This is a genomic window from Sphingomonas sp. PP-CE-3G-477, from assembly GCF_003050745.1.
Classification (GTDB): domain Bacteria; phylum Pseudomonadota; class Alphaproteobacteria; order Sphingomonadales; family Sphingomonadaceae; genus Sphingomonas.
Genome location: NZ_QAOF01000005.1, coordinates 1 through 23,385 on the forward strand (window position 1 = coordinate 1; position 23,385 = coordinate 23,385).

A 23,385-nucleotide genomic window follows, 5' to 3' on the forward strand; every position below is an offset into this window, starting at 1 on the left:
AACCAACGCTCGAAGGTGATCGAAACAGCGTCAACCGAGGCTTCCCAAGATGGTGCCCGAAACGGCGTAGGCGAGTTCCCTTCGCCCGCTCCAGTCTTTCCCAAACCATTGGGAAAGGCTGACAAACCGTCAAAGCGACGGTCCAGCACCAAGGTTGTCCCCACAGACCGTCTACACAATGATGCCAGTCGAGGTGTCTCAAATCCTCGTAAACGCTCAGAAAATCGTCGTCAGGGCGTCTACACAAGGGGTCAGCCTGATTATTAGCGCTAACGGCGCGGCTATGATCCGCATTGGTGATTGCCTTTGATGATCACTCAATATCCGCGAGCCAATCGATCTTAAGCCCAATCCCGTAGTTCGCGGAGCAACCCGGCACGCAATCGCTTGGCGGCATGATCTTGGCGTTCGCCACGTCCGTCACTAAACCATCAAGGCGATTACAGGCGGGGCACTCGCGATGTAGGGTTTCGTGAAGGTAGCCGATGAAACCGGGGCCAGCCTGCGCACGCATCGCCTCGCCCTGAGCAACGCGGTCATGGCGTAACCGTGTGAAGGTGGCGCGTAGAAGGGTGATCTCATGAGCGGCGAGCGGCTCGGCGAGCCCAGCCGGGGCGATCTCAGCGAAAGCGGCGCGTGATAGGAAACCGTTGCGGCGAATGCCGAGCGCCCTTTTCGCGGCATCGGATATCTGCTCACCTTCCTTGCGGTAGCGGGTCGCAATGGCACGGGGATGCTCGCTGAGATCACCGACAAGCAGGCTGGCGATTGTCGGGATGGCGTCAAGGGTCAGGAGTCCCAAGTTGGTGACGGCTTCGCGTGCCGCGTCATATTTGATCGTCATGTGGTGCTGTCACGGGGCAAGAGCTTGGCGACGAACTCGCCTTGAATGCTCGCTACCACGGCAACGACAAGCTCTTGCGCGAGGTCGATCGTGCACTTGATCTCCGCGTTCTGCTCTTCAATGAACGGCGTCGTGAGCGACACCACAGATTTGCCGCGCTTAATTACGGGCACGATGTTGATAAGCGTGCCTTCATCGTCAAACTCAGGGTGGAGCCAAAAGGGATTGTGAGCCATCGCGTTCCGTAAGGTGCGAAGTGAGGTGAGTTTACCCTCGAAGTCTTTAAAAGCGACGGGATCAAAAAACTTCGCGGCAACGATCAGCGCCAGCGATATGCGGCGCTCAAAGGTGAGGCGCTGGAGAATGCCTTCATCGAACGCGTCTTGAACCTCAAGATCACGCATCCTGCCGCCGAGAAAGTAATGAATGATCGAGGCGCTTAGCATCCGCTCAACCGCGAACGCTCCAGCCATAATGCCGCCGCGAACCTGCCTTATCCATTCGTGTATGTCGCTGGTGACTTCATGGAGAGGTTTGCCGTGAACCTGTCCTTGCGGAAGGCGACCGCCCCAATCGATAGTGCCCTCAGCGATCATTGCGCACCCGGTAGAAGTGAGAAGTAGGGAAGACTTAGCTCATCGAAGCGCGGCACGGGAATAGTTTCTGCCTCATCGGCAAGCCTATTGAGGGCGTGCGGCAGGTAGCGCTTAGCAAAGGCAAGGGTGAAGCTGAAAATGAACGAGTTAAAGTTAACCGTCTGAACGCGCGTGTCGGTGATTAGCTGGCTAAGCGCCATTATATGATCGTCCACGCCAGCGAGGTTCTTTAGCGTTTCATACTGTAGCATTTCGATCGTGTAGAAAAGCGTGTTGCCGATGTTGCGGTGGATGTAATCGCCGATATCGGCGTTTGGATCGAGTGACTGATAAGCCGCCTCAACATGCTCCGGGGCATGGTGGAAGGCCATACCATCACGAACGCGCCAGATGAGGCTACCCGGTTTGGGGCGATCAAAGTATGCGAGTATCGCTCTAAAGGCTATCCTCCCCTCATCGGACAAGCCTGACTCATAGGTGGTTTCGATCATCGCCTGATGCTTACGAACGAGTTTCCAAGCTTCGTTCAGCCGACCGGTTAGCATCCGTAGGATCATCAACCCGAATGCTGAATTGCCTTGGTTGATGAGGCGGTGCCCCGCATCGTCCTGCGCAAGGATCACAGCGAGCGTCTTGTTGAACATCTGGGTGTCGTTGGCGACGCTGGATGCCATCAGGAAGAATAGTCTCTCAGCGGGTGGCGCGCGGTCGAGATCGGCCTTGGTGTAGATGAGAGTGTGAACGGTGATCTCGGTCATGAGTTCGTCACCAAAGCCTCACGTCGGGTCGCTATCGTCGTTGACGGGTTCGGCAAGAATGGGGGAGGGTTCAGCTTCATCGAATTTTCGAAACATCAGGAAGCCGGGTTCGCGGATGGCAAGTGCTGCTAATTCGTCACGGTCCACAAGCTCCCGCGTGAGGCGAAACGTCGTTTTGCGGGGGTAGACGGCATATAGATCAATGTCGTCGTTATTGTCTAAAAGCTTAACTATGCTCGACATAACTGAGCGGTCACACCGCATTCCAAAGTGTATAGCGCTCATGCGATACTCTACACCCTTTAATCCGTGATCTGGCGTGATATCCCGCCATTCCTTTTCATACTGCCATTCGGGCGATTTCGAATAATAGTAGGTGTCGAGCACGCGTTTCTTGGCGGCGTCATCCTTCTCCAGCTTCCATGCGTAAAGGTCGGAAGCCTTGATCGCGCGGGGCGCTCGATAGCTCACCGGGGCAAGGTTTGGGTGCGCCATATCGGTGGTATCGTATTCGATACAGAAGCCGCGATGCTCATCCGCATAGTGGCTCCACATGAGGCCCGATCGCCACGTCTGAGAGAAAGAGAGGACGCCTTGAACCCCAAGCTGCCGATTGATCTCGCGTTCTATCTGATAAGCGACATTGCGCTTTAAGCTCTCATCAACCTCGGGCTCAGTTCTGTAATCGCCATATTCGGTTGACATATAACGATTGTAGTCAATCTCCTTCCACGCATCCTCCTTTGACATGCGGGCGCGTAAGAGGCGATAAAGCGTTTTCTCCAACTCAAGGCGACCTATGTCAGCCTCGAAAGACGGGTTACAATCTAAAGGGTCGTTGAACGTCTTAGGTTGAGCGTAGAATACCTCAGCTTCCGTAATCATTCGTAGCGAGAGCACGCTAAAAGATCGGTATTTGTAAAGCCTTGCTGGCGTGCTCATAGATTTGCCTTGCTCATCGAGCGGCAAGCTAACGGTCGGCAGATAGTCGAGCAAGCAAGTTGCGCACTGACGTGGAGGTCCATTTTCCTCCACGGTGGATGCGAATGATACGGTCATCAAACACTTTGGCGATCCCGCTTAGCGGGGTAGGTCACCCCCATGGTTCAACAGCACGCCAATGATCACGACGCTGATCGACGTGAACGGCTCACGGCTTCAAAGCGGGTGGCGGATCGAGCATCCAGCCGCTTGCCCGCTACGACCCGAGCACCGCAAGGTGGTCAAGGTTGAGCGCCGGGAACCGCACGGCATTCAGCGCCTCGGCCAGCGCGCGCGGCTGATATCCGCTCCCGTAGTTATCAGCCACGGCGGTGCCCTTGCCATCGCTCGTCCAGCCTCCGAGCAAAAGCGCTAAATCGCGATCGATCTTCGCCTCGCGCAGTCCATCGCGGAAGTTGTGGCGGAACGAGTGGAAGCACGTCAGCGGCGCAACAGCCCCAGCGTTATCAAGGAAGCGGGTGAACCATCTCGATATCGCCGTGGATCGGTAGCCAAGGTGGCCGAACGGAAGCTCGGGAAAGAGGTTGGTCTCCCCACGCAGACGTTGCGATGCCGAGAACGCCAGAAAACCGCAGCGGATCAGTTCATCGTGAATCGGGACGATCCGCTCGCTGGCGTTCGTCTTCACGCGCTTTTCGTCGCCGGTGTTGCTGAACCCCGACATGACGCTGAAGCAGTATATTCCGTCGATCTCTCGGATGTCGGAGACCTCAAGCTGACAAATCTCGTTGAGCCGCATACCGCTGAATAAGGCAATCAACGGCACCCAAAACCGAGCACGGCGGGGGCGCTGATCGCCGGAGACGGCGTAGCCGTTCATGTCGTCCCGGCACCCGGTGTAGATCGGCGCATCGAAGATGCGGCGAAGCTGTTCGAGCGAGAAGGGATTGCGTTTGTCGCGCTTCCTTACCGGGTCAGGAAGTTTCAGGCCCTTGAGCGGATTACGATCGAGATAGCCCTCGTTCATCGCCCAGTTCATCACCCCGCCGAACCGATTGATGTAGGCGTTGAGGTTCGCGGTGCTGATCAGGCGGCACTCGCCCTTCGCCTTGGCAGCAGCGATCACCTCCCTGATCGTCATGTCCGGGAACCGCTGATGAGCGCTTCTCGGCATCTCGCGCAGGAGGGCCACAAAGTTGCGACAGCCCTCACGGGTGATATCAGTCAGCGCCGTGTCCTCATTGAATACCTCGACGACCCATTTTCGGGTTGTGGCGTGCGCGATCTGGGTGCGCTTGCTCCATTGGTGCTTTGGATCGGCGATGAAGCGATCGTAAACATCACCGATCGTGCGTCTGCTCGACAGCGGGGGCGGCAATGGTGGCTGGGAAGCAGCGAGCATCACCTGCGTCGAACCCGCTCGATCGCCGGTTGTGTTGGTTAGCAGCGCAGGATCGATCGCACGCCCGATTAAGCGACGGCCCCTCTCGAACTCAGCTTCGACAGTCGCGGCGACATAATGGATGCGTCGGAGCGCCGTCGCATAGCTGTCAGTGTCAAGCGACCTCCAGATTTCGCATTGGTTCAGGACCGTCAGGAGGACGGTCGGCACCCGTCGTCGGTAATGAAAAATGCCACGCTTCGAGCACAGGCCAACGGGTCGATTGTGTAGACCCCTTGTGTAGACGCCCTGACGACGATTTTCTGAGCGTTTACGAGGATTTGAGACACCTCGACTGGCATCATTGTGTAGACGGTCTGTGGGGACAACCTTGGTGCTGGACCGTCGCTTTGACGGTTTGTCAGCCTTTCCCAATGGTTTGGGAAAGACTGGAGCGGGCGAAGGGATTCGAACCCTCGACCCCAACCTTGGCAAGGTTGTGCTCTACCCCTGAGCTACGCCCGCTCTGGCGCCTATGTCTCCGGTCTGAAGCGACACGGTGACTGGGTGAGGCGCGCTGTTAGCCCGGTGTTTCCGGGACGGCAAGCGCCTTTTCAACTTTCGTGTGAAATTTGCTGCAGACACGATTCCGCTTGGCGACTCCGGCACTAGAACATTACAAGAACAATTGTGAACGAGTCGCTTGCCTTGATAGCCCGCCTGAAGCGGATCGCCACGGTGGGGATGCCGACCCAGGGCGACGATCGCGCGGACGATGCGTGGCTGACGCAGGGTATGGCGAAGGCGCAGTTGCACGAGGTTTTTGCGACGATCGATGATTCGGCGAGTGCCGCGGGGTTCGCGGTTGCCTCGATATTGGCGGCAAAGGCAGCGCCGGTGATGTGGCTGCGGACCGAGGCCAGCGAGCGGCAGGGGGGCAGGTTGCATGCGACCGGGCTGGTCGAGATGGGGCTTGACGTGACGTCGCTGGTGCTGGGACTGGTCGAGGACGAGGCCAGCTTGCTACGCGCCGCTGCCGATGCTGCGCGGTGTCATGGGCTCGGCACGTTGTTGATGGAATCCTGGGGCAGGGCGCCCGGACTCGACCTCACCGCGACGCGGCGGCTGATGCTGGCGGCCGAAGCCTCGGGCGTGACGATCCTCAGCCTGCGCATCGGTGCCGAACCGGTGCCGAGTGCGGCCGCGTCGCGCTGGCGGGTGGCGGCATCCTGCTCCCGGCTGCTGGAAGCCGACGCACCTGGCAAACCTGCCTTCGACATCGAATTGCTACGCCGACGCGGAGGCCAGGCCGGGCTTCGCTGGCGTGTGGAGTGGGACCGTGACGCGCACATCTTCGACCAAAACGCCTTCGCCTCTGGTGATTCCGCGGCGCTACCTGGCGCTGGTATTCCCGTGGCTGCCGATCGAGCGGCTGCGGACGATGCGGCCGCATCTGTTCGTCGGACGGGCTGAGACGCCGATCGCATTCGTCGAATCGGTCTCGGGTGGGGTCCGTCTGAAGTCGCTCGATCGCGAGGCGGTGCGGGCAGGGCTCCAGTCTGGGCTGACGCTCGCCGACGCACGGGCGCGCGTGCCGGAACTGGAGGTGTACGAGCATGACGCGCATGCCGATCACGAATGGCTCGAGCGGCTCGCGGACGGGTGCCAGCGCTATACGCCGTCGGTCGCGCTCGACGAGCCCGATGGCCTGATCCTCGATATCGCCGGGTGCGTGCACGAGTTCGAGGGCGAACGCCGTCTGGCGGCTGATCTGGAGGAGCGGCTTGCGCGCCGGGGTGTGCTGGTGCGGCATGCGTTCGGCGACACGCCCGACACGGCACGCGCGCTGGCGCGGTTTGCCGGGGCGCCGGCGCCGGATGAAAAGCGCGCGGTCAAGCGGTTGCCGGTGGCGGCGCTGGGGCTGGACGAGGATGCGACGACCGCGTTGTCGCGCGCGGGGCTGAAGACGGTCGGCGACGTGATGGCGCGGCCCTTGGCGACGATCGCCGCACGGTTCGGCGAGGAGGCGGCGATGATGATCCGCCGGCTCGATGGCTCAGTGAAGGGACCGATCGTCGCGCGGCGGACGGTGCCGAAGATCGGCGTCGAACGCCGCTTCGCCGAACCCATCGCACGCACCGAATACGCACTCGAGATGCTGGCCGAACTCGCTACCGAAGCCGCGGCCCAGCTTGCCGACCGTCACGAAGGCGGCCGCCGCTGGGAAGCGCGCCTGTTCCGCGCCGACGGCCTCGTCCAGCGGCTGCGAATAGAGACCGGTCAGCCGACACGTAACGTAGCGTTATTGATGCGATTGTTCCGCGAGCGGATCGACAGCCTCGCCGATCCGCTCGATCCGGGGTTCGGCTATGATCTGGTCCGGCTCGACGTGGCGCTCGCGGAGAAACTCGACGCGTCGCAGCTGAAGCTGGAGGGCGGCGAGGCGCAGAAGGGGGAGGTCGCGCAGCTCGTCGACCAGCTCGGTACGCGGCTGGGTCGGACGCGCGTCCGCCGGTTCTCCGCGCGCGACAATCATATTCCCGAACAGGCCGAGCTGATGCTCCCTGCCGCCGAAGCGCCCGCGCCAACGCCGTGGATCGCGCCGGAAACCGACGAACCGCCGTTGCGGCCGATCTACCTGTTCGACCCGCCACAACCGATCGAATCGATGATGGCCGAGGTCCCCGACGGCCCGCCGCACCGGTTCCGCTGGCGCCGCACCGTCCACGATGTAGCGCACAGCGAAGGCCCGGAACGGATCGCCGGCGAATGGTGGCGACGCCCGGACATCCCGACGCGCGATTACTACCGCATCGAAGACCGCCGCGGCCGCCGCTTTTGGATCTTCCGCCACGGCCTGTATTCCGAGATGGAGACGCCCCGCTGGTACCTCCACGGCGTCTTCGCGTGAGGATCGGATGAACGGGCGGGCCGCGCCAGCGTTCGCGGAACTAGTCGCCGCGACCAACTACTCGTTCCTCGATGGCGCCAGCCACCCCAGCGACATCGTTGGGCGTGCGATCGAATTGAAACTGGCCGGTATCGGCATCGCCGATCGCAATACGGTTGCCGGCGTGGTCCGGGCCTATGATGCACTGGAACGCGCAAAACGGGGGCAGCTCGGCGCGAAGCTGCCGCCGTTCGATTTCAAGCTGGTGGTCGGCGCGCGTCTCGTATTCGCCGACGGTACGCCGGACATCGTCGCCTATCCCGCAACCCGGGCCGGATGGGGACGGCTGACGCGGCTGCTGACGCTGGGCAACCGGCGGGCAGAGAAAGGCGGCTGCATCCTCGGCTTCGACGATCTGGTCGCGCATCTCGGCGAAATCCTGTTGATCGTCATGCCCGAGTGCACCGCCCGGCCGGTGGTCGCGCACAAGGATTTCGTGCTTCCCGTCCGCAACGATGCCAGTCTCGAGGCTACGCTTGCCGCGCTCCGTCCGCTTGCGCGGCGATCGATGTGGCTTGGGGTTACGATGCCACATGGCGGTCGCGATCGGCGACGCCAGACCCGGCTGGCCCGGATCGCCGTCAAGGCGCGCGTGCCGATCCTGGCGACCAACGACGTGCGTTATGCGGTCGCCGACGATCGCTCGCTTCACGACATCGTCACCTGCATCCGTGAGGGCACGACGATCCAGCGTGCCGGCAAACGGCTCGGTGCCAATGGCGAACGCCATTTGAAGGATGCGGACGAGATCGCACACCTTTACCGCGACCGGCCGCACGCGATCGCCGAGACGGCAAAGCTGCTGGCGCGGATCGACTTCACGCTCGACGAACTCAAATACGAATATCCGCATGAGCCCGTCCCCGCAGGCTGGGACCCTCAGGGATGGCTGGAGCATCTCGTCTGGGAAAGCGCTTTGGATCGGTACGGCGAACGCGTACCCGAGAAGATGCTGGCGCTGCTGTACGAGGAGTTCCGGCTGATTCGCGCACGCGAATACGCCTATTACTTTCTCACGGTGCACGATGTCGTCCGATACGCACGCAGCGTAGAGCCGCCGATCCTATGTCAGGGGCGTGGGTCCGCGGCCAATTCGGCCGTATGCTTTCTGCTTGGTGTCACTTCGGTCGACCCGATGAAATACGATTTGCTGTTCTCGCGGTTCGTCAGCGCCGAACGCGACGAACCACCGGATATCGACGTCGATTTCGAGCATGAACGGCGCGAGGAGGTGATGCAGTACATCTACCGCCGCTATGGTCGGGATCGCGCTGCTATCGCTGCGACCGTCATCCATTACCGACCCCGCAGCACCGTACGCGAGGTCGGCAAGGCACTTGGCCTGACCGAGGACGTGACTCATCGGCTGACCAGTACGGTCTGGGGCAGCTTTTCCAGTCGGTTCGGCGAGCAACGGTTGAAGGAGACCGGCTTCGATCCTGGAAACCCCGAGATCGCACGCCTGCACGACATGGTCGACCGGCTGCTTCAGTTCCCGCGCCATTTGTCGCAGCATGTCGGCGGTTTCGTACTGACCCAGGGCCGTCTCGACGAGATGGTGCCGATCCACAATGGCGCGATGGTGGATCGCACCTTCATCGAATGGGACAAGGACGATATCGATTGTCTTGGCCTGATGAAGGTCGACATCCTGGCGCTCGGGATGCTGACGTGCATCCGCAAGAGCTTCGACCTCATGCGGTCACACGGCCTTGGCGACCACGACCTCGATACGATCCCGGATGCTGCAAAGCCGGTCTACGATATGCTGTGCAAGGGTGACAGCATCGGTGTGTTCCAAGTGGAGAGCCGCGCGCAGATAAACATGCTGCCGCGCCTGCGGCCCAAGGAGTTGTACGACTTGGTCGTTCAAGTTGCGATCGTTCGGCCGGGACCGATCGAAGGCGACATGGTGCATCCGTATCTACGTCGACGAGCGAAGAAGGAGAAAGTCGAATATCCCTCGCCTTCGCCGCTCCACGGCCCTGCCGGCGAACTGCGCGACGTGCTGGAAAAGACGCTTGGCGTGCCTCTGTTCCAGGAACAGGCGATGAAACTTGCGATCGTTGCGGCCAAGTTCACGCCTGAGGAAGCCAACCAACTCCGCCGGGCGATGGCGACGTTCCGCAACGTCGGCAAGATGGAGAACTTTCAGGTCAAGATGGTCGAGGGCATGGTCGCCCGTGGCTACGAGCGCGAGTTCGCCGAACGCTGTTTCAAGCAGATCGAGGGGTTTGGATCCTACGGGTTTCCAGAGAGCCACGCCCTTTCGTTCGCGCGGCTGGTGTATGTGTCGTCGTGGATCAAATGTTTTCACCCAGCGGTGTTCTGTTGCGCGTTGCTCAATTCGCAGCCGATGGGGTTTTATGCGCCGGTGCAACTGGTGCGGGATGCCGTGGAGCACGGGGTTACCGTGCTGCCGGTCGATGTGAATGCGAGCGGGTGGGATAACAGCTTATCCTCCCCGGCACCGGGAGGGGCGCGCGACGCGGGGTGGAGGGGGGCTTCCGCGGACGTATCGCTTGCGGATGTTCCTGTTACTGACGGCGAGCTTTCGACTGCCACCCTTCCAGGCGGAGCGTCTGCGGCGGCCCCCCTCCACCATCCTGCGGATGGTCCCCCTCCCCGTGCCGGGGAGGATGTGCGGCTGGGATTCCGGCAGGTGGATGGGTTTCGGAAGGATTGGGCCGACGAGATCGTTCGCGTTCGGACCATGCCGTTCGCTAGCATCGAGGACCTCGCGCGGCGCGCCAACCTGCCGCAGCGGGCGATGAACCTGCTGGCCGATGCGGATGCGTTTCGATCGGTGGCGAAGGAACGGCGCGAGGCTTTGTGGGATGTGCGCCGGACGCCGCCCAAGCAGCTTGCGCTGTTTGCCGCGGCAGAGGTGCCGGAGCTTGGTGCGGAGCCCGACGCGCACCTGCCAGCGATGCCGCTGTCCGAACAGGTGGCGGCGGATTACCAGACGACGCGGCTGTCGTTGAAGGCGCATCCGATGCAGTTCCTCCGCGAACGCTTTGCCGCCGAGGGGATCCTGTCGAGCGCGCAGGCCAACGCGACCAAGGACGGGCGCCGCGCGAAGGTGGCGGGTGTCGTCCTGGTCCGCCAGCGCCCCGGCAAGGGCAATGCGATCTTCGTGACGATCGAGGACGAGACCGGGATCACCAACGGGCTGATGTGGGCGCGCGACTTCGAGGCGAACCGCCGCGCGGTGATGGCCTCGCGGCTGATGGTGCTGGAGGGCATGATCCAGTGCAGCGAGGAAGGTGTCACGCACCTGATGACGTCGCGGGTGCAGGATCGCACGGAGATGCTGGGGCTGTTGTCGGAGGACCACGCGCTTGAGCCGCCGCTCGCGCGCGTCGACGAAGTGATCCGGCCGGTCCTCACGCGTGGCCCGGACGGACGGACACCCCGTGGCCAGCATCCGCGCGACGTCCGCGTCCTGCCCAAATCGCGCGACTTTCATTAATATGGCCGGCGCTCGATGGTGTCGTCCGCAAGATCGCCGAACGCTCTTTTATCAGACCGGTCGGCGCCTCCGAACAGATGCACCTCCCCGGCGGAGGCCGGGGTTCAGTTGGGTAACGCTGCTGATGAAGACTGCTCCGTAACTACGACCTCTCCAACTGGACCCCGGCCTCCGCCGGGGAGGCGGCTTGTCCGAAGGCGGAGATGAAATGCCAACCAGTTCCGGAGGCCACCGCTTCGCAACCCTGTCTCTATTGCTTACGCGGTCCCTTGGATGCTGGAACCCGTATGCATGGTAAGGATCAACGGCTCGCGCCGAATGCCAAGGCACGTTTGTCGTGCATGCCTATCCATCCTAGAGGTGGCATTCGTCGTCAGCGCCCCCCAGATAGCGCGCTAGAATTACACGGGAGTTGAACTTGGCCACGCTTGGAATGTCCCCCGCGGAGAAGGACGCCGTCGACGCGTTCCGTCGCGACGTCGTCGAACCGTCGATGACGAGCCTCGTGATCATCGATTTCTGGGCGGAATGGTGCGGGCCGTGCAAGGCGCTGACGCCGACGCTGGAGAAGGTCGCCGCCGATTATGCCGACAAGGGCATCGTGCTGGCGAAGGTCGATACCGACAAGAACCAGTTCATCGCAGCGCAATTCCAGATCAAGTCGATTCCGACCGTCTATGCGATGTTCCAGGGCCAGCTGGTCGCCGACATGACCAGCGCGCGCACCGAATCGCAGCTGCGGGTGATCCTCGACCAGTTGCTCAAGCAGCTGCCGATTGAAGCCGGCGCAACCGACGCGGTGCCCGACGTCGAGCCGTTGATCGCAATCGGTGAAGAGGCGCTCGCGGCCAATGACGGCGAGCGCGCACTGGGCATCTTCCGCGAGATCGCCGAGATCGCGCCCGAGCATCCGCAGGTCCATGCCGGCTTCGTCCGCGCGCTGGTCGCGACCGGGCAGCTCGACGAGGCGGCGGACTGGCTGGCGAATCTCGATCCGGCGATCGCCAAGGACCCAGCGATTACGCGCGCGCAGGCGGCCCTCGCACTCGCGCAGTCGGCGCCGCCGGTCGAGGACCTGTCGCCGCTGCTCGCTGCGGTCGAGGCGAACCCCGACGACCTGCAGGCCCGGTTCGCGCTCGCCAATGGCCAGATGGCAGCGAACGATCGTGATGCGGCGGCCGACACGTTCCTCGGCATCATCGCCACCGAGCGCGACTGGAACGAGGGCGCGGCGCGGACGCAGCTGCTGAAATTGTTCGAGGTCGTCGGGCTCGAAGACCCATGGGTGTCTGGACAGCGACGCCGCCTGTCTGCGATCCTGTTCGGATGACCACCGAGTCCGCCCCCCCGCGCGCCACCACGCGACTGTCGATCTTCCCGCTGCCGGGCGCGCTGCTGTTCCCGGGCATGCACCTGCCGCTGCACATGTTCGAGCCGCGCTATCGGGCGATGATCAGCGACGCGATGGCGCGCGACCGGCGGATCGGGATGATCCAGCCGCGAGGCGGACCGCATGACGACGCGGACGCGCTGTACGACATCGGCTGCGTCGGCAAGATCGCCGAGGTCGAGGCGCTCGACGACGGGCGCTACAACGTCGTGCTCGAGGGCATCGCGCTGTTCCGGATCGTCCGCGAGCTCGACGTGACGACCGCATTCCGCCAGGTCGAGGCGGAGTTGCTGCCGTTGATCGAGGACGATGCGCTGTCGCTCGGGCGACGGTCCTCGCTGGAGCTGGAGTCGCGGCGGTTCGCGGACATGCAGGGTTATGCGGTCGATTGGGATGCAGTCGGCCGGCTCGACGACGAGAGCTTGGTCAACGGCATCGCGCAGATCGCGCCGTTCGATGCGGCCGCCAAGCAGGCGCTGCTCGAGGCGCCGGATATCGAGCAGCGCGCCGAACTGATCATCCAGCTGATGCAGTTCTTCGGGCGGCACGACGGTGACGAATCGGTGACGTTGCAGTGAGCGCGCTCGATTCCTGGTTGCTCGAACGTCTCGTTTGCCCGATGACGCGCATGCCACTTCGCTATGACGAGGCCGCGCAGGAACTGATTTCGGACGCTGCCGGGCTCGCCTATCCGATCCGTGATGGCGTGCCGGTGATGCTGGTCGAGGAAGCCCGCCGGCTCGACGACACCGCCGCCTGATCGTCTTGCTTCAGTACCCCGTCCGCGTCGCGCCGGCCTCCCGGACGGCGGCGAGCGTCGGGTAGCCGTTCACCGCCATCAGCAGGTCGGCTTCGGCGAGGATGCACTTCAGCACATGCGCCGCGCCGTTCGCGCCGTCGAGCGCCAAGCCGTACGTGTAGGGCCGACCGATCCCGACCGCGGTGGCGCCGAGTGCGAGTGCCTTAACCACGTCGCTCCCTGACCGCACGCCGGAGTCGAACAGCACCGGCACGGTCCCGCTCGCCGCGACCACCGCGGGCAGCATGTCGATCGCGGCGATCCCGCCATTCGCCTGGCGTCCGCCGTGGTTCGAGCAGTAGATCGCGTCCGCACCCAGATCGATCGCGCGGCGCGCGTCGTCCGGATGGCAGATCCCCTTCAGGACGATCGGCAGCTTGGTCATCGACCGCAGCCACGGCATGTCGTCCCACGTCAGCACCTTGCCGAACGTCCCGGCCCATTGGCGTACGGCAGCCGCCACATCTTCGCGCGGTGGCTTGGCGAGCATCGCGCGGAAGACCGGGTCGCTGAAGTAATTCTCCAGCACATGGCCGCCTAGTTGCGGGAAGTTTGCGACGTTCAGGTCGCGCGGGCGCCAGCCGGTGACACAGGTGTCGAGCGTGACGACGATCGCCTTGTATCCGGCCGCCTCGGCGCGGTGGACGAGGCTTTCGGCAAGCGGCTTGTCCTTGGGCGTGTAGAGCTGGAAGAAGCCGGGCACGTCGCCCATCGCCGTGGCGACGTCCTCGAGCGGATCGTTCGACAGCGTCGACTGGATCAGCGGAACGCCGGTCAGCGCGGCGGCCCGCGCGGCGGCGAGATCGCCGTGGCCGTCCTGCGTGCACATGCCGTTGATCCCGACCGGGCTCATGAAGATCGGGCTGGGCAGAGTCATCCCGAACAGGTCGATCGACAGGTCGCGGCGCGTCGCGTCGACCATCATCCGCGGGGTCATGCCCCAATGCCGGAACGCGTCGGCATTCTGGCGCTGCGTGAACTCGTCGCCGCACCCGCCTTGCAGATAACCGAGCACCGACGGTGGCAGCGCCGCTGCCGCCCGAGCCTCGAGCGATGCGAAATCGACCGGGACCTTCGGGACGACACCGGCGAGCCCGGCGAAATAGATCTCGTTCTGGTAATCGCCGTAATGCGGCATGCGCTGCCCTCCGAAGCTGGTCGTGGTCAGTCCCGATAGCCCGGATTGACCCGGTCGAGTTTCCGCAGCAACGCCGGCCAGGCGAGCCCATCGGCGAGCATGCGGATGCCTGCACCGCTCGATTGCCCTTCGACCTTTTCCGCGACGCCCTGGTTCGGGTTGTTCAGGTTCTCGCGACCGGCGCTCAGCATCAGGACCTGTGCCTCGCAGGCGCGTTCGAGGAAATACATCCGCAGGAACGCCTGCGGCACCGACTCGCCCACCGTTAGCGTGCCGTGGTTGCGCAGGATCATCGCATTCTTGGTGCCGAGATCCTGCACCAGCCGTTCGCGTTCCTCCAGTTCGGTCGCGATGCCCTCGAAGTCGTGATAGGCGACGTCGTGCCCGGCAATCATCGCCGTCTGCGTATGCGGGAGCAGCCCCTCGGCCATCGCCGACACCGCTTGGCCGTGCGGGGTGTGGAGATGCAGCACCGCCACCGCATCGTGGCGCGCGGCGTGGACCGCTGAGTGGATCACGAAGCCCGCGCGGTTGACCGGGGCAGGGGTGTCCATAACCTTGTTGCCGTCGACGTCGATCTTGACCAGCGACGATGCGGTGATCTCCTCGAACATGTGCGTGTACGGGTTGATCAGGAAATGATGCTCGGGGCCGGGGACGCGCGCCGACAAATGGGTGAAGATCAGATCGTCCCAGCCGTAGAGCGCGAAGAGTCGGTATGCGGCGGCGAGATCGACGCGCAGCGCCCATTCCTCGGCTGATACTTGGCCCTTGATCGTCGTTTCCGCCGCCGTCGGTTCCATCGCCTTCAATGCCGTCGCCATCATCCGCCTCCTTATGTTTGGCCCCTTGTACGACCGGCATTCGGCAAACTTTGTCTCGATGGTGACAATCTTGAAATTTCGCCTAGCCTTGTACGATGCACGATCCGGATCACGCGATACTGGCGACCGATAGCTGGTTCGGCGCGATACCGGCGGGCCGTCGCGAGCGCCTGTTGCAGGAGGCGCGAGTCGAGGTGCTGGAAAACGGCGCGCGGATCTACGGCTCGGGCGATCCCCCGAACGGATTGTGGGCGGTGCTGGACGGGCAGGTCCGGTTAAAGGGCTTGTCCGCCAATGGTGCCGAACTGCTCGCGCTGATCGTGCGGCCGGGGACGTGGTTCGGCGAATTGTCGACGCTGGACGGCCATCCGAGGCCGCACGACGCGACGGCGTTTGGCACGGCGCGACTGCTGCATGTGCCGGTGGCGGCGTTCGCGCGGGCGGCGGCAGCGGACCCGGAGCTTTACCGCGATCTCGGCCTGCTCGTGTGCGCGCATCAGCGCACCGCCTTGCGGTTCATCGCGCAGAGCGTTGGGCAGTCGATCCGCGTGCGACTGGCGCAAGCGCTGATGCGCGCGTCGCAGGCGGGGGATGGTCGGATCACGATCCGTCAGGAGGAACTGGCCGGCGTGGTCGGCATCGCACGCCAGACGCTCAACCGGCACCTGAAGCGGTTCGAGCGCGATGGCCTGGTCGCGGTGGCCTATGCGCAGGTTCGCATCCTCGACCTGCCGGGGTTGCGCGGCATCATCACCGAATAGGGCATCGCCAAGCCCTTCTCCCGCGCGCTACACTCCCGCCCATGACGATCAGAATCGGTATTGGCGGCTGGACCTACGAGCCGTGGCGCGGGACCTTCTATCCGGAGAAATGGGCGCAGAAGCGCGAGCTTGATTATGCCGCCGAACACGTCACCGCGATCGAGATCAACGGTACCTATTATGGCAGCCAGAAGCCGGCCACGTTCGCATCGTGGGCCAAGGCGGTGCCCGACGGGTTCGTCTTCTCGCTCAAGGCGTCGCGCTATTGCACCAACCGGAAGGTGCTGGCCGAGGCGGGGGAGTCGATCGCCAAGTTCACCGGGCAGGGGATCGTCGAGCTCGGCGATCGGCTCGGGCCGATCCTGTGGCAGTTCATGGCGACCAAGAAATTCGACGCCGACGATTTCGCCGCGTTCCTGAAGCTGTTGCCCGCCAAGCAGGACGGGCTCGCGCTGCGCCATGCGATCCAGGTCCGTCACGAGAGTTTCGCGGTGCCGGAGTTCGTCGCGATGTGCCGCGATGCCGGCGTCGCGATCGTCTTCGCGCAGTCGGCCGAATATCCCGCGATCGCCGACGTGACCGGCGACTTCGTTTATGCGCGACTGGAGGATGCCGAAGAGCGCTTCGTCGCAGGCTACGCCCCGACCGCGCTGGACGAATGGGCGGACAAGGCGAAGACTTGGGCTGCGGGGGGACGGCCCGACGGTCTGCCCTATGTCGAGGACGCCGCGCCGGCGAAGACGCCGCGTGAGACGTTCATGTTCTTCATCAACGGCGCGAAGGTTCGCGCACCCCATGCAGCGATGGCGCTGATCGAGCGGGTTCGAGAGTAAGTCTGGCGGTATTCAGGTAATGCTTTCGCTGACGGTGAGGTTCGATATGTTGCCGACATGGCTACAAGTCGGTCGATCGTTCAGAGAAAATCCGATACGGTAGTTCAGGACCGCAATGGTCCGTGCGATCGACCTTACTGTATTGAAGGGAGCGCTCGATGAAGTTGGCAGTATCATGTGCCGTCATGTGCTTTTCGACGATGGCAAACGCACAAGCTTTCCAGCCGCCTCAGTCCTACACACCTTATTCGGATCCCTTTCGCGGGATAGACCCGGATCGCGATGTCTTGCGCGGTCGTGGATGGGGGGGCGATACGCCGACGATGCGGCAGCAACGGGAAAAGCGTGTTGCCGCGTTCCGGATGAAGGTGGCGAACCTCGTGACGCTCAAGAGCGGGACGCTTTCGGACGCGGACCAGGAGACCCTAAGACACGAATATACCAAGCTTCTTTATCGCAACCGGTAGATGTATTCTGGGGCAGCGAGCAGCACGAACTACGCCGCTAGCTGAGGATGCGATCCCGAAAGCGATCGTTGATCCTCCGAGGTGCGGGTCGGGATAACGGTCCAATGGTGGCGACGCGGATCAGCAGCTTTTGGAAATATCGCTAGAACGGCTCGCCAGCGGCCCGCATTCCGAAATGATGGCCCTGCAACGTGCTTGTCCGACACCTGATCATGCGCAATCGAGGCATCCCCCATAGAGCGCGCAGCAATCGATCGGCTTAGATCCCGTCGGACTCGGGAGCGGTCGTCTCGACCGGCGTGGCGGGGATCACCACCGGTGCCGGCTGAGGCTGTCCGGCCTGGCCGATCAGCGCGGTGTTTTCGATCACGTCGAGCGCCTGGCGTGCGACGACATAGCGTCGTGCCGCATCCATCCAGTTGCCGGCCTGGGCGGCGCCGGGCAGGCGCGCGACTTCGGCCCGTGCCGCCTCGACTTGGCCCGCGCCCAACAAGCGGCGTGCACGGGCGAGGCGATCCGCCGGCATCGGCGAGGGGGTGCCCGCCTTGCGGAGTACCACGAGCGTGTCGATCTGATGCTGGACGGTATCGAGCCAGTTCTCGCCGGTCGAGCTGGTGATGTCCGGTGCGATCGCGTCGAGCCCCTGGCGCAAATCTTCCAGCGTTACCGGTTGGCGTGCGGCCTGGATCAGCAACGTTGTCGCGCGGGGCTGCGCCTGGCCGAACCGCAGGCGTACTTGCTCCTCCAGATAGCCGAGCCCGACGCCGCGATCGAGCGCACGGCGAGCCGCGAAGGCCACCAGCAGCCCTTCGGCGCGCGTAGCCTGCGCGCCGGCGGCGGCGGCATCGGTGGTGATCGTGGCTGTGCGCGCCTCGAGCGCGGTCAGCTGGCCGGCCAGCGTCGCCTCTCGCGTGGCCAGGACCGTCGTATCGATCGGCGCCGCTGCCTGCGGCTCACCGTCCGGACCTAGCGGTTGTGCGGGGATATAGCCCGAATTGCCGGCCGCCAGCTTTTGCCGCGCGGCGGACGACGCGGCCGCCGTCGCCTGCGTGGCCTTGAACCACGGCAGCATCTTCGCCGCATAGGCCATTAACCCGAGCCCGGCGATAAACGCGAGCGCGGTGAGGGCGATGATGACGCCCATTCTGGGTCCGCGTGCCCGTGGGCGATCGGTCGGCACGTAGTCGCTCATGGCGTGCTTATCCCCGCCACGCACCGGATGGTCAATCGCGCGTATGTTCGCACGTGCAGCAGCGAGTGCTACGAGTGCTGGATCGCTCGGTTGCGGGGCGATAGAGGCGGTCGCCCAGCCGGTTCCGGCCGCTTCGGCGACGGCGGCGCTGATCGCGGCGATCTCGATTCCGGATTGGGCAATGTCCGCCGTATCGAGCATAGCCTTCAACCGAGCCGCGGCGCGTTCGGAGTGCAGCAGCACGACGGTGTCGACGAACGACTGCGCAACCGTAGCGTCGATCGGCACATCATCACTCGCGTAGACCGTAATGGCCTCGATCCCGTCGCCGGTCGGGGCACGATCGCGCCCGGCGAGATGCAACAGTCGCGCAAAACCGCGATCGCGCGCTTCGGAGACGGCATCGCGCGCGTCGCCCGACCCGGTCACCGCGACCGCAAAGCCCGCGTCGCTCGCTGCCGCCGCGGTCGTAGCGCCGACGGCGACCACCGGCAGGCGCTTCAACGCGTCCAGTCCTGCGCCACCATGCCGCACCGCGTTCGCGCTGGTCAGCAACAGCCCGTCGAACCCCGCCGGATCGGGCACGCTCCAGTCGACCGGCGTTACGGCGAACAGCGGAACCTGCCGTACGTCGAGCCCTAACGCCCGCAGCGCCGCCGCAGTCCGCGCGTTGCCGGGCTCCGGCCGCACGACGACGACCGCGTGGGGCGACGTCATGCCGCGAACAACCGGCGGACGCTGGCCGGCGCGCGCGTGAGAAGGTCAACCGCCAGCATCGTGCCCAGGTCTTCGTCCGCGCTGCCCTCGATCGATCCGGCGACGTCGCACGTCCCGTCCTCGGCGATCAGCTCGGCGCGCAACGTCAGCGTCTCGCCCGCCAGCGACGCGAGCGCCGCGACCGGCGAGTGGCAGTCCGCGCCGAGCCGGGCGAGCAACGCGCGCTCGGTCAGCACGCACAGGCTGGTGTCGGCATGGTCGATCGCGGCGACGATCGCATGCGCGGCACTGCCGTCGAGGACTTCGATCCCGACCGCGCCCTGCGCCGGTGCGGGCAGCATGATGTCGGTCGGGATCGCATGGCCGTCCTCGCGCCCGAGGCGATCGAGCCCGGCGGCGGCGAGCAGCGTGGCGTCCATCTCGCCGCTCGCCACCCGGCCGAGCCGCGTGTCGACGTTGCCGCGGATCAGCACGATCTCCAGGTCGGGCCGCAGCCGCAGCATCTGCGCGCGGCGTCGCGGCGAACTCGTCCCGACGACGGCGCCCGGGCGCAGGTCGGCAAAGGTCTCCGCACCGATCAGCCGATCGCGCACGTCGGCCCGCGGCAGCATCGCGGCGATCCTCAGCGTGTGTGGGCGGATCGTCTCGACGTCCTTCATCGAATGGACCGCGCAGTCGATGTCGCCGTCGTGCAGCGCGCGATCGAGCTCCTTGGTCCACAGCGCCTTGCCGCCGATCTCGGCGAGCGCCCGATCCTGCACGCGGTCGCCCGTCGTTCGGATCACGACCGTCTCGACCTTATCAGGCGACCAGCCATGCGCCGCGCACAACGCATCGCGGACCAGGCCTGCCTGGGTGAGCGCCAGCGGCGAACCGCGCGTACCGAGCCGAAAAACTGTCATGCTGGGTGCCATGCAGAAAGGGGCCCCCTTCGACAAGCTTCACACAGGCCTATACAGACACGCGATGATCATTCTCGGCATCGAATCCTCCTGCGACGAAACCGCCGCCGCGCTCGTCACCGGCGACCGGCAGGTCCTCGCGCACCGGCTGCTCGGGCAGGAAGCGGCGCACGCTCCGTTCGGCGGCGTCGTCCCCGAAATCGCCGCGCGCGCGCATGTCGAGGCGCTGGAGCCGCTCATCGTCGCGGCGCTGGCCGACTCGAAGCTGACGCTGGCCGATGTCGACGCGATTGCCGCGACCGCGGGGCCGGGGCTGATCGGCGGGGTGATGGTCGGGCTCGTCACCGGCAAGGCGCTCGCACACGCCGCGGGCAAGCCGTTGATCGCGGTCAATCATCTCGAAGGCCACGCGCTCTCGCCGCGGTTGTCCGATCCGGACCTGGAGTTCCCATACCTGCTGCTCCTCGTGTCGGGCGGGCATTGCCAGTTGCTGCTGGTCGAGGGCGTCGGTGCGTATCGGCGCCTCGCCACGACCATCGACGATGCGGCGGGCGAGGCGTTCGACAAGACCGCCAAGTTGCTTGGTCTCGGCTTCCCCGGTGGTCCTGCCGTCGAACGGGCCGCGGCGTTGGGGGATCCCAAGGCCGTCCCCCTGCCGCGCCCGCTTAAAGGTTCGGCCGAGCCGCATTTCTCGTTCGCCGGCCTGAAGAGTGCGGTCGCGCGCGTCGTCGGCCAATATTCGCCCGAGGATATCGCCGCCTCGTTCCAGGCGGCGGTGGTAGACTGCCTGATCGACCGCACGACCAAGGCTCTGCGGACATCGCATGGCGCCACCGCGCTCGTCGTCGCGGGCGGGGTGGCGGCCAATACTGCTGTTCGTACCGCGTTGCAGGGGCTCGCAACCGCGCACGGGCTCCGCTTCGTCGCGCCGCCCTTGTGGCTGTGCACCGACAACGCCGCGATGATCGGCTGGGCGGGGGCCGAGCGGTTTGCCGCGGGCCTTACTGATCCGCTCGATGTCGCCGCGCGCCCGCGCTGGCCGCTCGATCCGAATGCCGAAGCGGTGCGTGGCGCAGGGGTGAAGGCATGAAAATTGGCGTCATCGGTGGCGGGGCGTGGGGCACGGCACTTGCGCAGGTCGCGGCCTATGGCGGTCGCGATGTCATCCTGTGGGCGCGCGAGGGCGCCGTGGTCGAGTCGATCAACACCGCCCATGAGAACACGCTGTTCCTCGGCGGCGTCGCGCTGTCAGCGACGATTCGCGCGACCGACGACCTCGCCGCGCTGGCGGACATGGAGGCGATTCTCGTCGTCGCACCCGCGCAGCACGTCGGCAGCGTGCTCGCCGCCGCCCCGATCGGCCACATACCGCTCGTGCTCTGCGCGAAGGGGATCGAGGCGGGCAGCAAGCGGCTCGTCGGCGAGGTCGCGCGCGCGGTGCACCCCGATGCGCCGATCGCGGTGCTCTCGGGACCGACCTTCGCGCACGAAGTCGCCGCCGGGTTGCCGACCGCGGTGACGCTCGCCTGCGAGGATGCGGCGCTTGGCGAGCGGCTCGCGACACGCCTCGCCGCCCGCCATTTTCGCACCTACGCCTCGACCGACGTCGCGGGTGCGGAGATCGGTGGCGCGGTGAAGAACGTCCTCGCGATCGGTTGCGGCGTGGTCGAGGGGGCAGGGCTCGGCCAGAACGCGCGCGCGGCGTTGATCGCGCGCGGGTTCGCCGAGATGACGCGGTTCGGCTTGGCCCGCGGTGCGCGGGCGGAGACGCTGGCGGGGCTTTCGGGGTTGGGTGATCTCGTGCTCACCTGCTCCTCGACGAGTTCGCGCAACTTCTCGCTGGGTGTCGGCCTTGGACGCGGCGAGTCGGCGGCGACATTGCTGTCAGATCGCCGGACCGTCGCGGAAGGCGCCTTCACCGCGCCCGTCCTCCGCGAAGCCGCCCGCGACGCGCGTGTCGACATGCCGATCACCGATGCCGTCTGCCGGCTGCTGGAAGGCGCGCCGGTGAGCGACGTTATCGGCGATCTGCTCGCCCGGCCGCTGAAGGGCGAGGCGGGCTGACCGCCAGGCGATCCGCGAATGGGCTTGCCTCGTTCGCGGATTGTTCTATTTCCGGCGCATGCTCGACATGCCGCCGGACTCCTGCATCGACAAACCTGGATCGCCTCCCGATTCGGTAATATGCGCCGCCGATGTAGCGCGCGGCGTGATCCGGATGTTGCTGCGCCACGATCTCACCGCGATGACTGAAGTGCCGCTCGATGGCGGCCGCCGTGCCGACCTGATGGCGGTGGACGCGCGCGGCCAGATCGTGATCGTCGAGATCAAGGTGTCGCGCGCCGATCTGCTAGGCGACGGGAAGTGGCCGGATTATCTCGGGCATTGCGACCGGTATTTCTGGGCGGTCCCGGCAGGGTTCGACGTCGGACCGCTGAACGGGCCCGCGTTCCTGCCCGAGCGGACGGGGATCATCGTCGCCGATCGCTATGACGCGGCGATCGTGCGCGAGGCGCATACGGTGCCGCTGCCGGCGCATGTGCGGAAACGGTGTACGCTGGCGTTCGCCCGGCGCGCGGCACGGCGGCTGATCGCGCAGATGGACCCGGACGCCGACGGGTTGGCGTTCTAACACTAAATCCTCCCCCGCCAGGGGGAGGTGGCACCGCAGGTGACGGAGGGGGAGGAACACGCAACGACCCTTACCCATTCCTCCCCCTCCGTCTGGCAAGCGCCAGCCACCTCCCCCTAACGGGGGAGGATCAGAAGATCAGAACTTTGGCCCCGACACGGCCTTGCGCACCTTCTTCGGCGCATCTTCCAGCAGCTTGCTCACGATCGGGTTGCGTCCATCCTGCTTGGCATAGGCGCGCGCGGACATGCCCGCCATGATGTCCGCCTGGTCGGGATCGGCGTTCTCGGCCAGCAGCACCCGGATCATGCCCACGTCACGGCGCTGCACCGCGCGGATCAAGGGAGTCTCGCCCGCCGAATTGGCCAGGTTCGGGTTCGCGCCTGCTGCGGTCAGGATCGGGATCATGTTCGTCTGGCCCAGCGTCACTGCGAGCAGCAGCGGCGTATTGCCCTTGCCGTCGCGCAGGTTCGCGTCCGCACCCTTCTGCAGCAGGAAGCGCAGATACACCTCGTCGCCGCGCTTGATGACGATGTGCAGCGCGCCTTCGCCGCTGGTCACGTCGCGCGTGTTGATGATGTTGCTGCCGGGCTTGCCGAGCATCTCCAGCACCTCGTTGTTCTTCGCATCGCGCACTGCGGACAGGAACTTGTACCCCTCCGACTGGCCTTGCGCGAACGCGGGTGCCGCGACGCAGGTGAGCGCAGGCGTCAGGAGGGTAGCGGCGAGCATCAGGCGGATACGCATCGAGAGACTTCCTTGGTTCGTCCTGGATATCGGTGACGCT

The 23,385-nt window shown here is 64.8% G+C and carries 22 protein-coding genes and 1 tRNA gene; 12 read left to right on the forward strand and 11 right to left on the reverse strand.

Features of this window, described 5'->3' with window-relative positions; translation table 11 throughout:
• Positions 1 to 313: 313 nt before the first annotated feature.
• The 6 genes from C8J45_RS11225 to C8J45_RS11250 form a co-directional block, all read right to left on the reverse strand.
• Positions 314 to 844, reverse strand: coding sequence for a hypothetical protein (locus tag C8J45_RS11225; RefSeq protein ID WP_107963318.1), 531 nt, complete (start codon positions 842 to 844; stop codon positions 314 to 316).
• Positions 841 to 1,440, reverse strand: a complete 600-nt coding sequence (locus C8J45_RS11230; RefSeq protein WP_107963319.1) for a hypothetical protein — start codon at positions 1,438 to 1,440, stop codon at positions 841 to 843. The genes C8J45_RS11225 and C8J45_RS11230 overlap by 4 nt, the downstream gene beginning before the upstream one ends.
• Positions 1,437 to 2,198: a hypothetical protein gene (locus C8J45_RS11235; RefSeq protein ID WP_107963320.1), complete on the reverse strand. Its 762-nt coding sequence runs from the start codon at positions 2,196 to 2,198 to the stop codon at positions 1,437 to 1,439. Before C8J45_RS11235 ends, C8J45_RS11230 begins: the two co-directional genes overlap by 4 nt.
• 18 nt (positions 2,199 to 2,216) lie before the next feature.
• Positions 2,217 to 3,194 (reverse strand): DUF2971 domain-containing protein, encoded by a 978-nt coding sequence (locus C8J45_RS11240; RefSeq protein WP_181321199.1) that lies wholly within the window; start codon positions 3,192 to 3,194, stop codon positions 2,217 to 2,219.
• A 202-nt stretch (positions 3,195 to 3,396) separates the two neighbouring features.
• Positions 3,397 to 5,016, reverse strand: a complete 1,620-nt coding sequence (locus C8J45_RS11245; protein ID WP_308811348.1) for a site-specific integrase — start codon at positions 5,014 to 5,016, stop codon at positions 3,397 to 3,399.
• A tRNA-Gly gene (locus C8J45_RS11250) sits at positions 4,972 to 5,046 on the reverse strand. Before C8J45_RS11250 ends, C8J45_RS11245 begins: the two co-directional genes overlap by 45 nt.
• A 165-nt stretch (positions 5,047 to 5,211) precedes the next feature.
• Between C8J45_RS11250 and C8J45_RS11255 the strand changes: the two genes are divergently transcribed.
• The 6 genes from C8J45_RS11255 (at position 5,212) to C8J45_RS11280 (ending at position 13,093) form a co-directional block, all read left to right on the forward strand.
• On the forward strand, positions 5,212 to 5,994 hold the full coding sequence (locus C8J45_RS11255) for an ImuA family protein (RefSeq protein WP_107963323.1): 783 nt from the start codon (positions 5,212 to 5,214) through the stop codon (positions 5,992 to 5,994).
• Entirely contained in the window at positions 5,963 to 7,432 is a 1,470-nt protein-coding gene (locus C8J45_RS11260; protein ID WP_258191436.1) for a DNA polymerase Y family protein, read from the forward strand. The genes C8J45_RS11255 and C8J45_RS11260 overlap by 32 nt, the downstream gene beginning before the upstream one ends.
• Positions 7,433 to 7,439: 7 nt before the next feature.
• Complete coding sequence (locus C8J45_RS11265) at positions 7,440 to 10,943, forward strand: error-prone DNA polymerase (RefSeq protein WP_107963324.1); 3,504 nt, start codon at positions 7,440 to 7,442, stop codon at positions 10,941 to 10,943.
• Positions 10,944 to 11,376: 433 nt separating this feature from the next.
• Positions 11,377 to 12,273 carry a tetratricopeptide repeat protein gene (locus C8J45_RS11270; protein WP_107963325.1) on the forward strand — a complete coding sequence of 299 codons (897 nt, stop codon included), beginning with the start codon at positions 11,377 to 11,379 and terminating at the stop codon, positions 12,271 to 12,273.
• Positions 12,270 to 12,911 (forward strand): LON peptidase substrate-binding domain-containing protein, encoded by a 642-nt coding sequence (locus C8J45_RS11275; RefSeq protein WP_056064511.1) that lies wholly within the window; start codon positions 12,270 to 12,272, stop codon positions 12,909 to 12,911. Before C8J45_RS11270 ends, C8J45_RS11275 begins: the two co-directional genes overlap by 4 nt.
• On the forward strand, positions 12,893 to 13,093 hold the full coding sequence (locus tag C8J45_RS11280; protein ID WP_258191437.1) for a Trm112 family protein: 201 nt from the start codon (positions 12,893 to 12,895) through the stop codon (positions 13,091 to 13,093). The genes C8J45_RS11275 and C8J45_RS11280 overlap by 19 nt, the downstream gene beginning before the upstream one ends.
• Before the next feature lie 10 nt (positions 13,094 to 13,103).
• Here the strand turns inward: C8J45_RS11280 and C8J45_RS11285 are convergent, their stop codons facing one another.
• Positions 13,104 to 14,270 (reverse strand): alpha-hydroxy-acid oxidizing protein, encoded by a 1,167-nt coding sequence (locus tag C8J45_RS11285; protein WP_107963326.1) that lies wholly within the window; start codon positions 14,268 to 14,270, stop codon positions 13,104 to 13,106.
• A gap of 26 nt (positions 14,271 to 14,296) precedes the next feature.
• Complete coding sequence (locus tag C8J45_RS11290) at positions 14,297 to 15,094, reverse strand: class II aldolase/adducin family protein (RefSeq protein WP_107963521.1); 798 nt, start codon at positions 15,092 to 15,094, stop codon at positions 14,297 to 14,299.
• 95 nt (positions 15,095 to 15,189) lie between these two features.
• Between C8J45_RS11290 and C8J45_RS11295 the strand changes: the two genes are divergently transcribed.
• The 3 genes from C8J45_RS11295 to C8J45_RS18905 all read left to right on the forward strand — a co-directional run bounded on the left by C8J45_RS11295 (position 15,190) and on the right by C8J45_RS18905 (position 17,155).
• Entirely contained in the window at positions 15,190 to 15,855 is a 666-nt protein-coding gene (locus tag C8J45_RS11295) for a Crp/Fnr family transcriptional regulator (RefSeq protein WP_107963327.1), read from the forward strand.
• Between the two features lie 41 nt (positions 15,856 to 15,896).
• On the forward strand, positions 15,897 to 16,688 hold the full coding sequence (locus tag C8J45_RS11300) for a DUF72 domain-containing protein (RefSeq protein ID WP_107963328.1): 792 nt from the start codon (positions 15,897 to 15,899) through the stop codon (positions 16,686 to 16,688).
• 158 nt (positions 16,689 to 16,846) lie between these two features.
• Complete coding sequence (locus C8J45_RS18905; protein ID WP_146168610.1) at positions 16,847 to 17,155, forward strand: hypothetical protein; 309 nt, start codon at positions 16,847 to 16,849, stop codon at positions 17,153 to 17,155.
• Between the two features lie 259 nt (positions 17,156 to 17,414).
• Here the strand turns inward: C8J45_RS18905 and C8J45_RS19605 are convergent, their stop codons facing one another.
• Positions 17,415 to 19,064: a uroporphyrinogen-III synthase gene (locus C8J45_RS19605; protein WP_258191415.1), complete on the reverse strand. Its 1,650-nt coding sequence runs from the start codon at positions 19,062 to 19,064 to the stop codon at positions 17,415 to 17,417.
• The gene (gene hemC, locus C8J45_RS11315) at positions 19,061 to 19,966 is read right to left on the reverse strand and encodes a hydroxymethylbilane synthase (protein WP_258191416.1); all 906 of its coding nucleotides are present in this window, start codon (positions 19,964 to 19,966) and stop codon (positions 19,061 to 19,063) included. Before hemC ends, C8J45_RS19605 begins: the two co-directional genes overlap by 4 nt.
• Positions 19,967 to 20,030: 64 nt before the next feature.
• Here hemC and tsaD point away from each other — a divergent pair, with 64 nt between their 5' ends.
• From tsaD to C8J45_RS11330, 3 genes are read left to right on the forward strand one after another with little or no spacing between them, the layout of a single operon-like run.
• Complete coding sequence (gene tsaD / locus C8J45_RS11320; RefSeq protein WP_107963330.1) at positions 20,031 to 21,056, forward strand: tRNA (adenosine(37)-N6)-threonylcarbamoyltransferase complex transferase subunit TsaD; 1,026 nt, start codon at positions 20,031 to 20,033, stop codon at positions 21,054 to 21,056.
• Complete coding sequence (locus C8J45_RS11325) at positions 21,053 to 22,030, forward strand: NAD(P)H-dependent glycerol-3-phosphate dehydrogenase (protein ID WP_107963331.1); 978 nt, start codon at positions 21,053 to 21,055, stop codon at positions 22,028 to 22,030. Before tsaD ends, C8J45_RS11325 begins: the two co-directional genes overlap by 4 nt.
• A 58-nt stretch (positions 22,031 to 22,088) precedes the next feature.
• Positions 22,089 to 22,598, forward strand: coding sequence for an MmcB family DNA repair protein (locus C8J45_RS11330; protein ID WP_107963523.1), 510 nt, complete (start codon positions 22,089 to 22,091; stop codon positions 22,596 to 22,598).
• Between the two features lie 138 nt (positions 22,599 to 22,736).
• Here the strand turns inward: C8J45_RS11330 and C8J45_RS11335 are convergent, their stop codons facing one another.
• A complete protein-coding gene (locus C8J45_RS11335) occupies positions 22,737 to 23,345 on the reverse strand; it encodes an ankyrin repeat domain-containing protein (RefSeq protein WP_258191417.1) in 609 nt (202 codons plus the stop codon).
• Positions 23,346 to 23,385 lie beyond the last annotated feature (40 nt).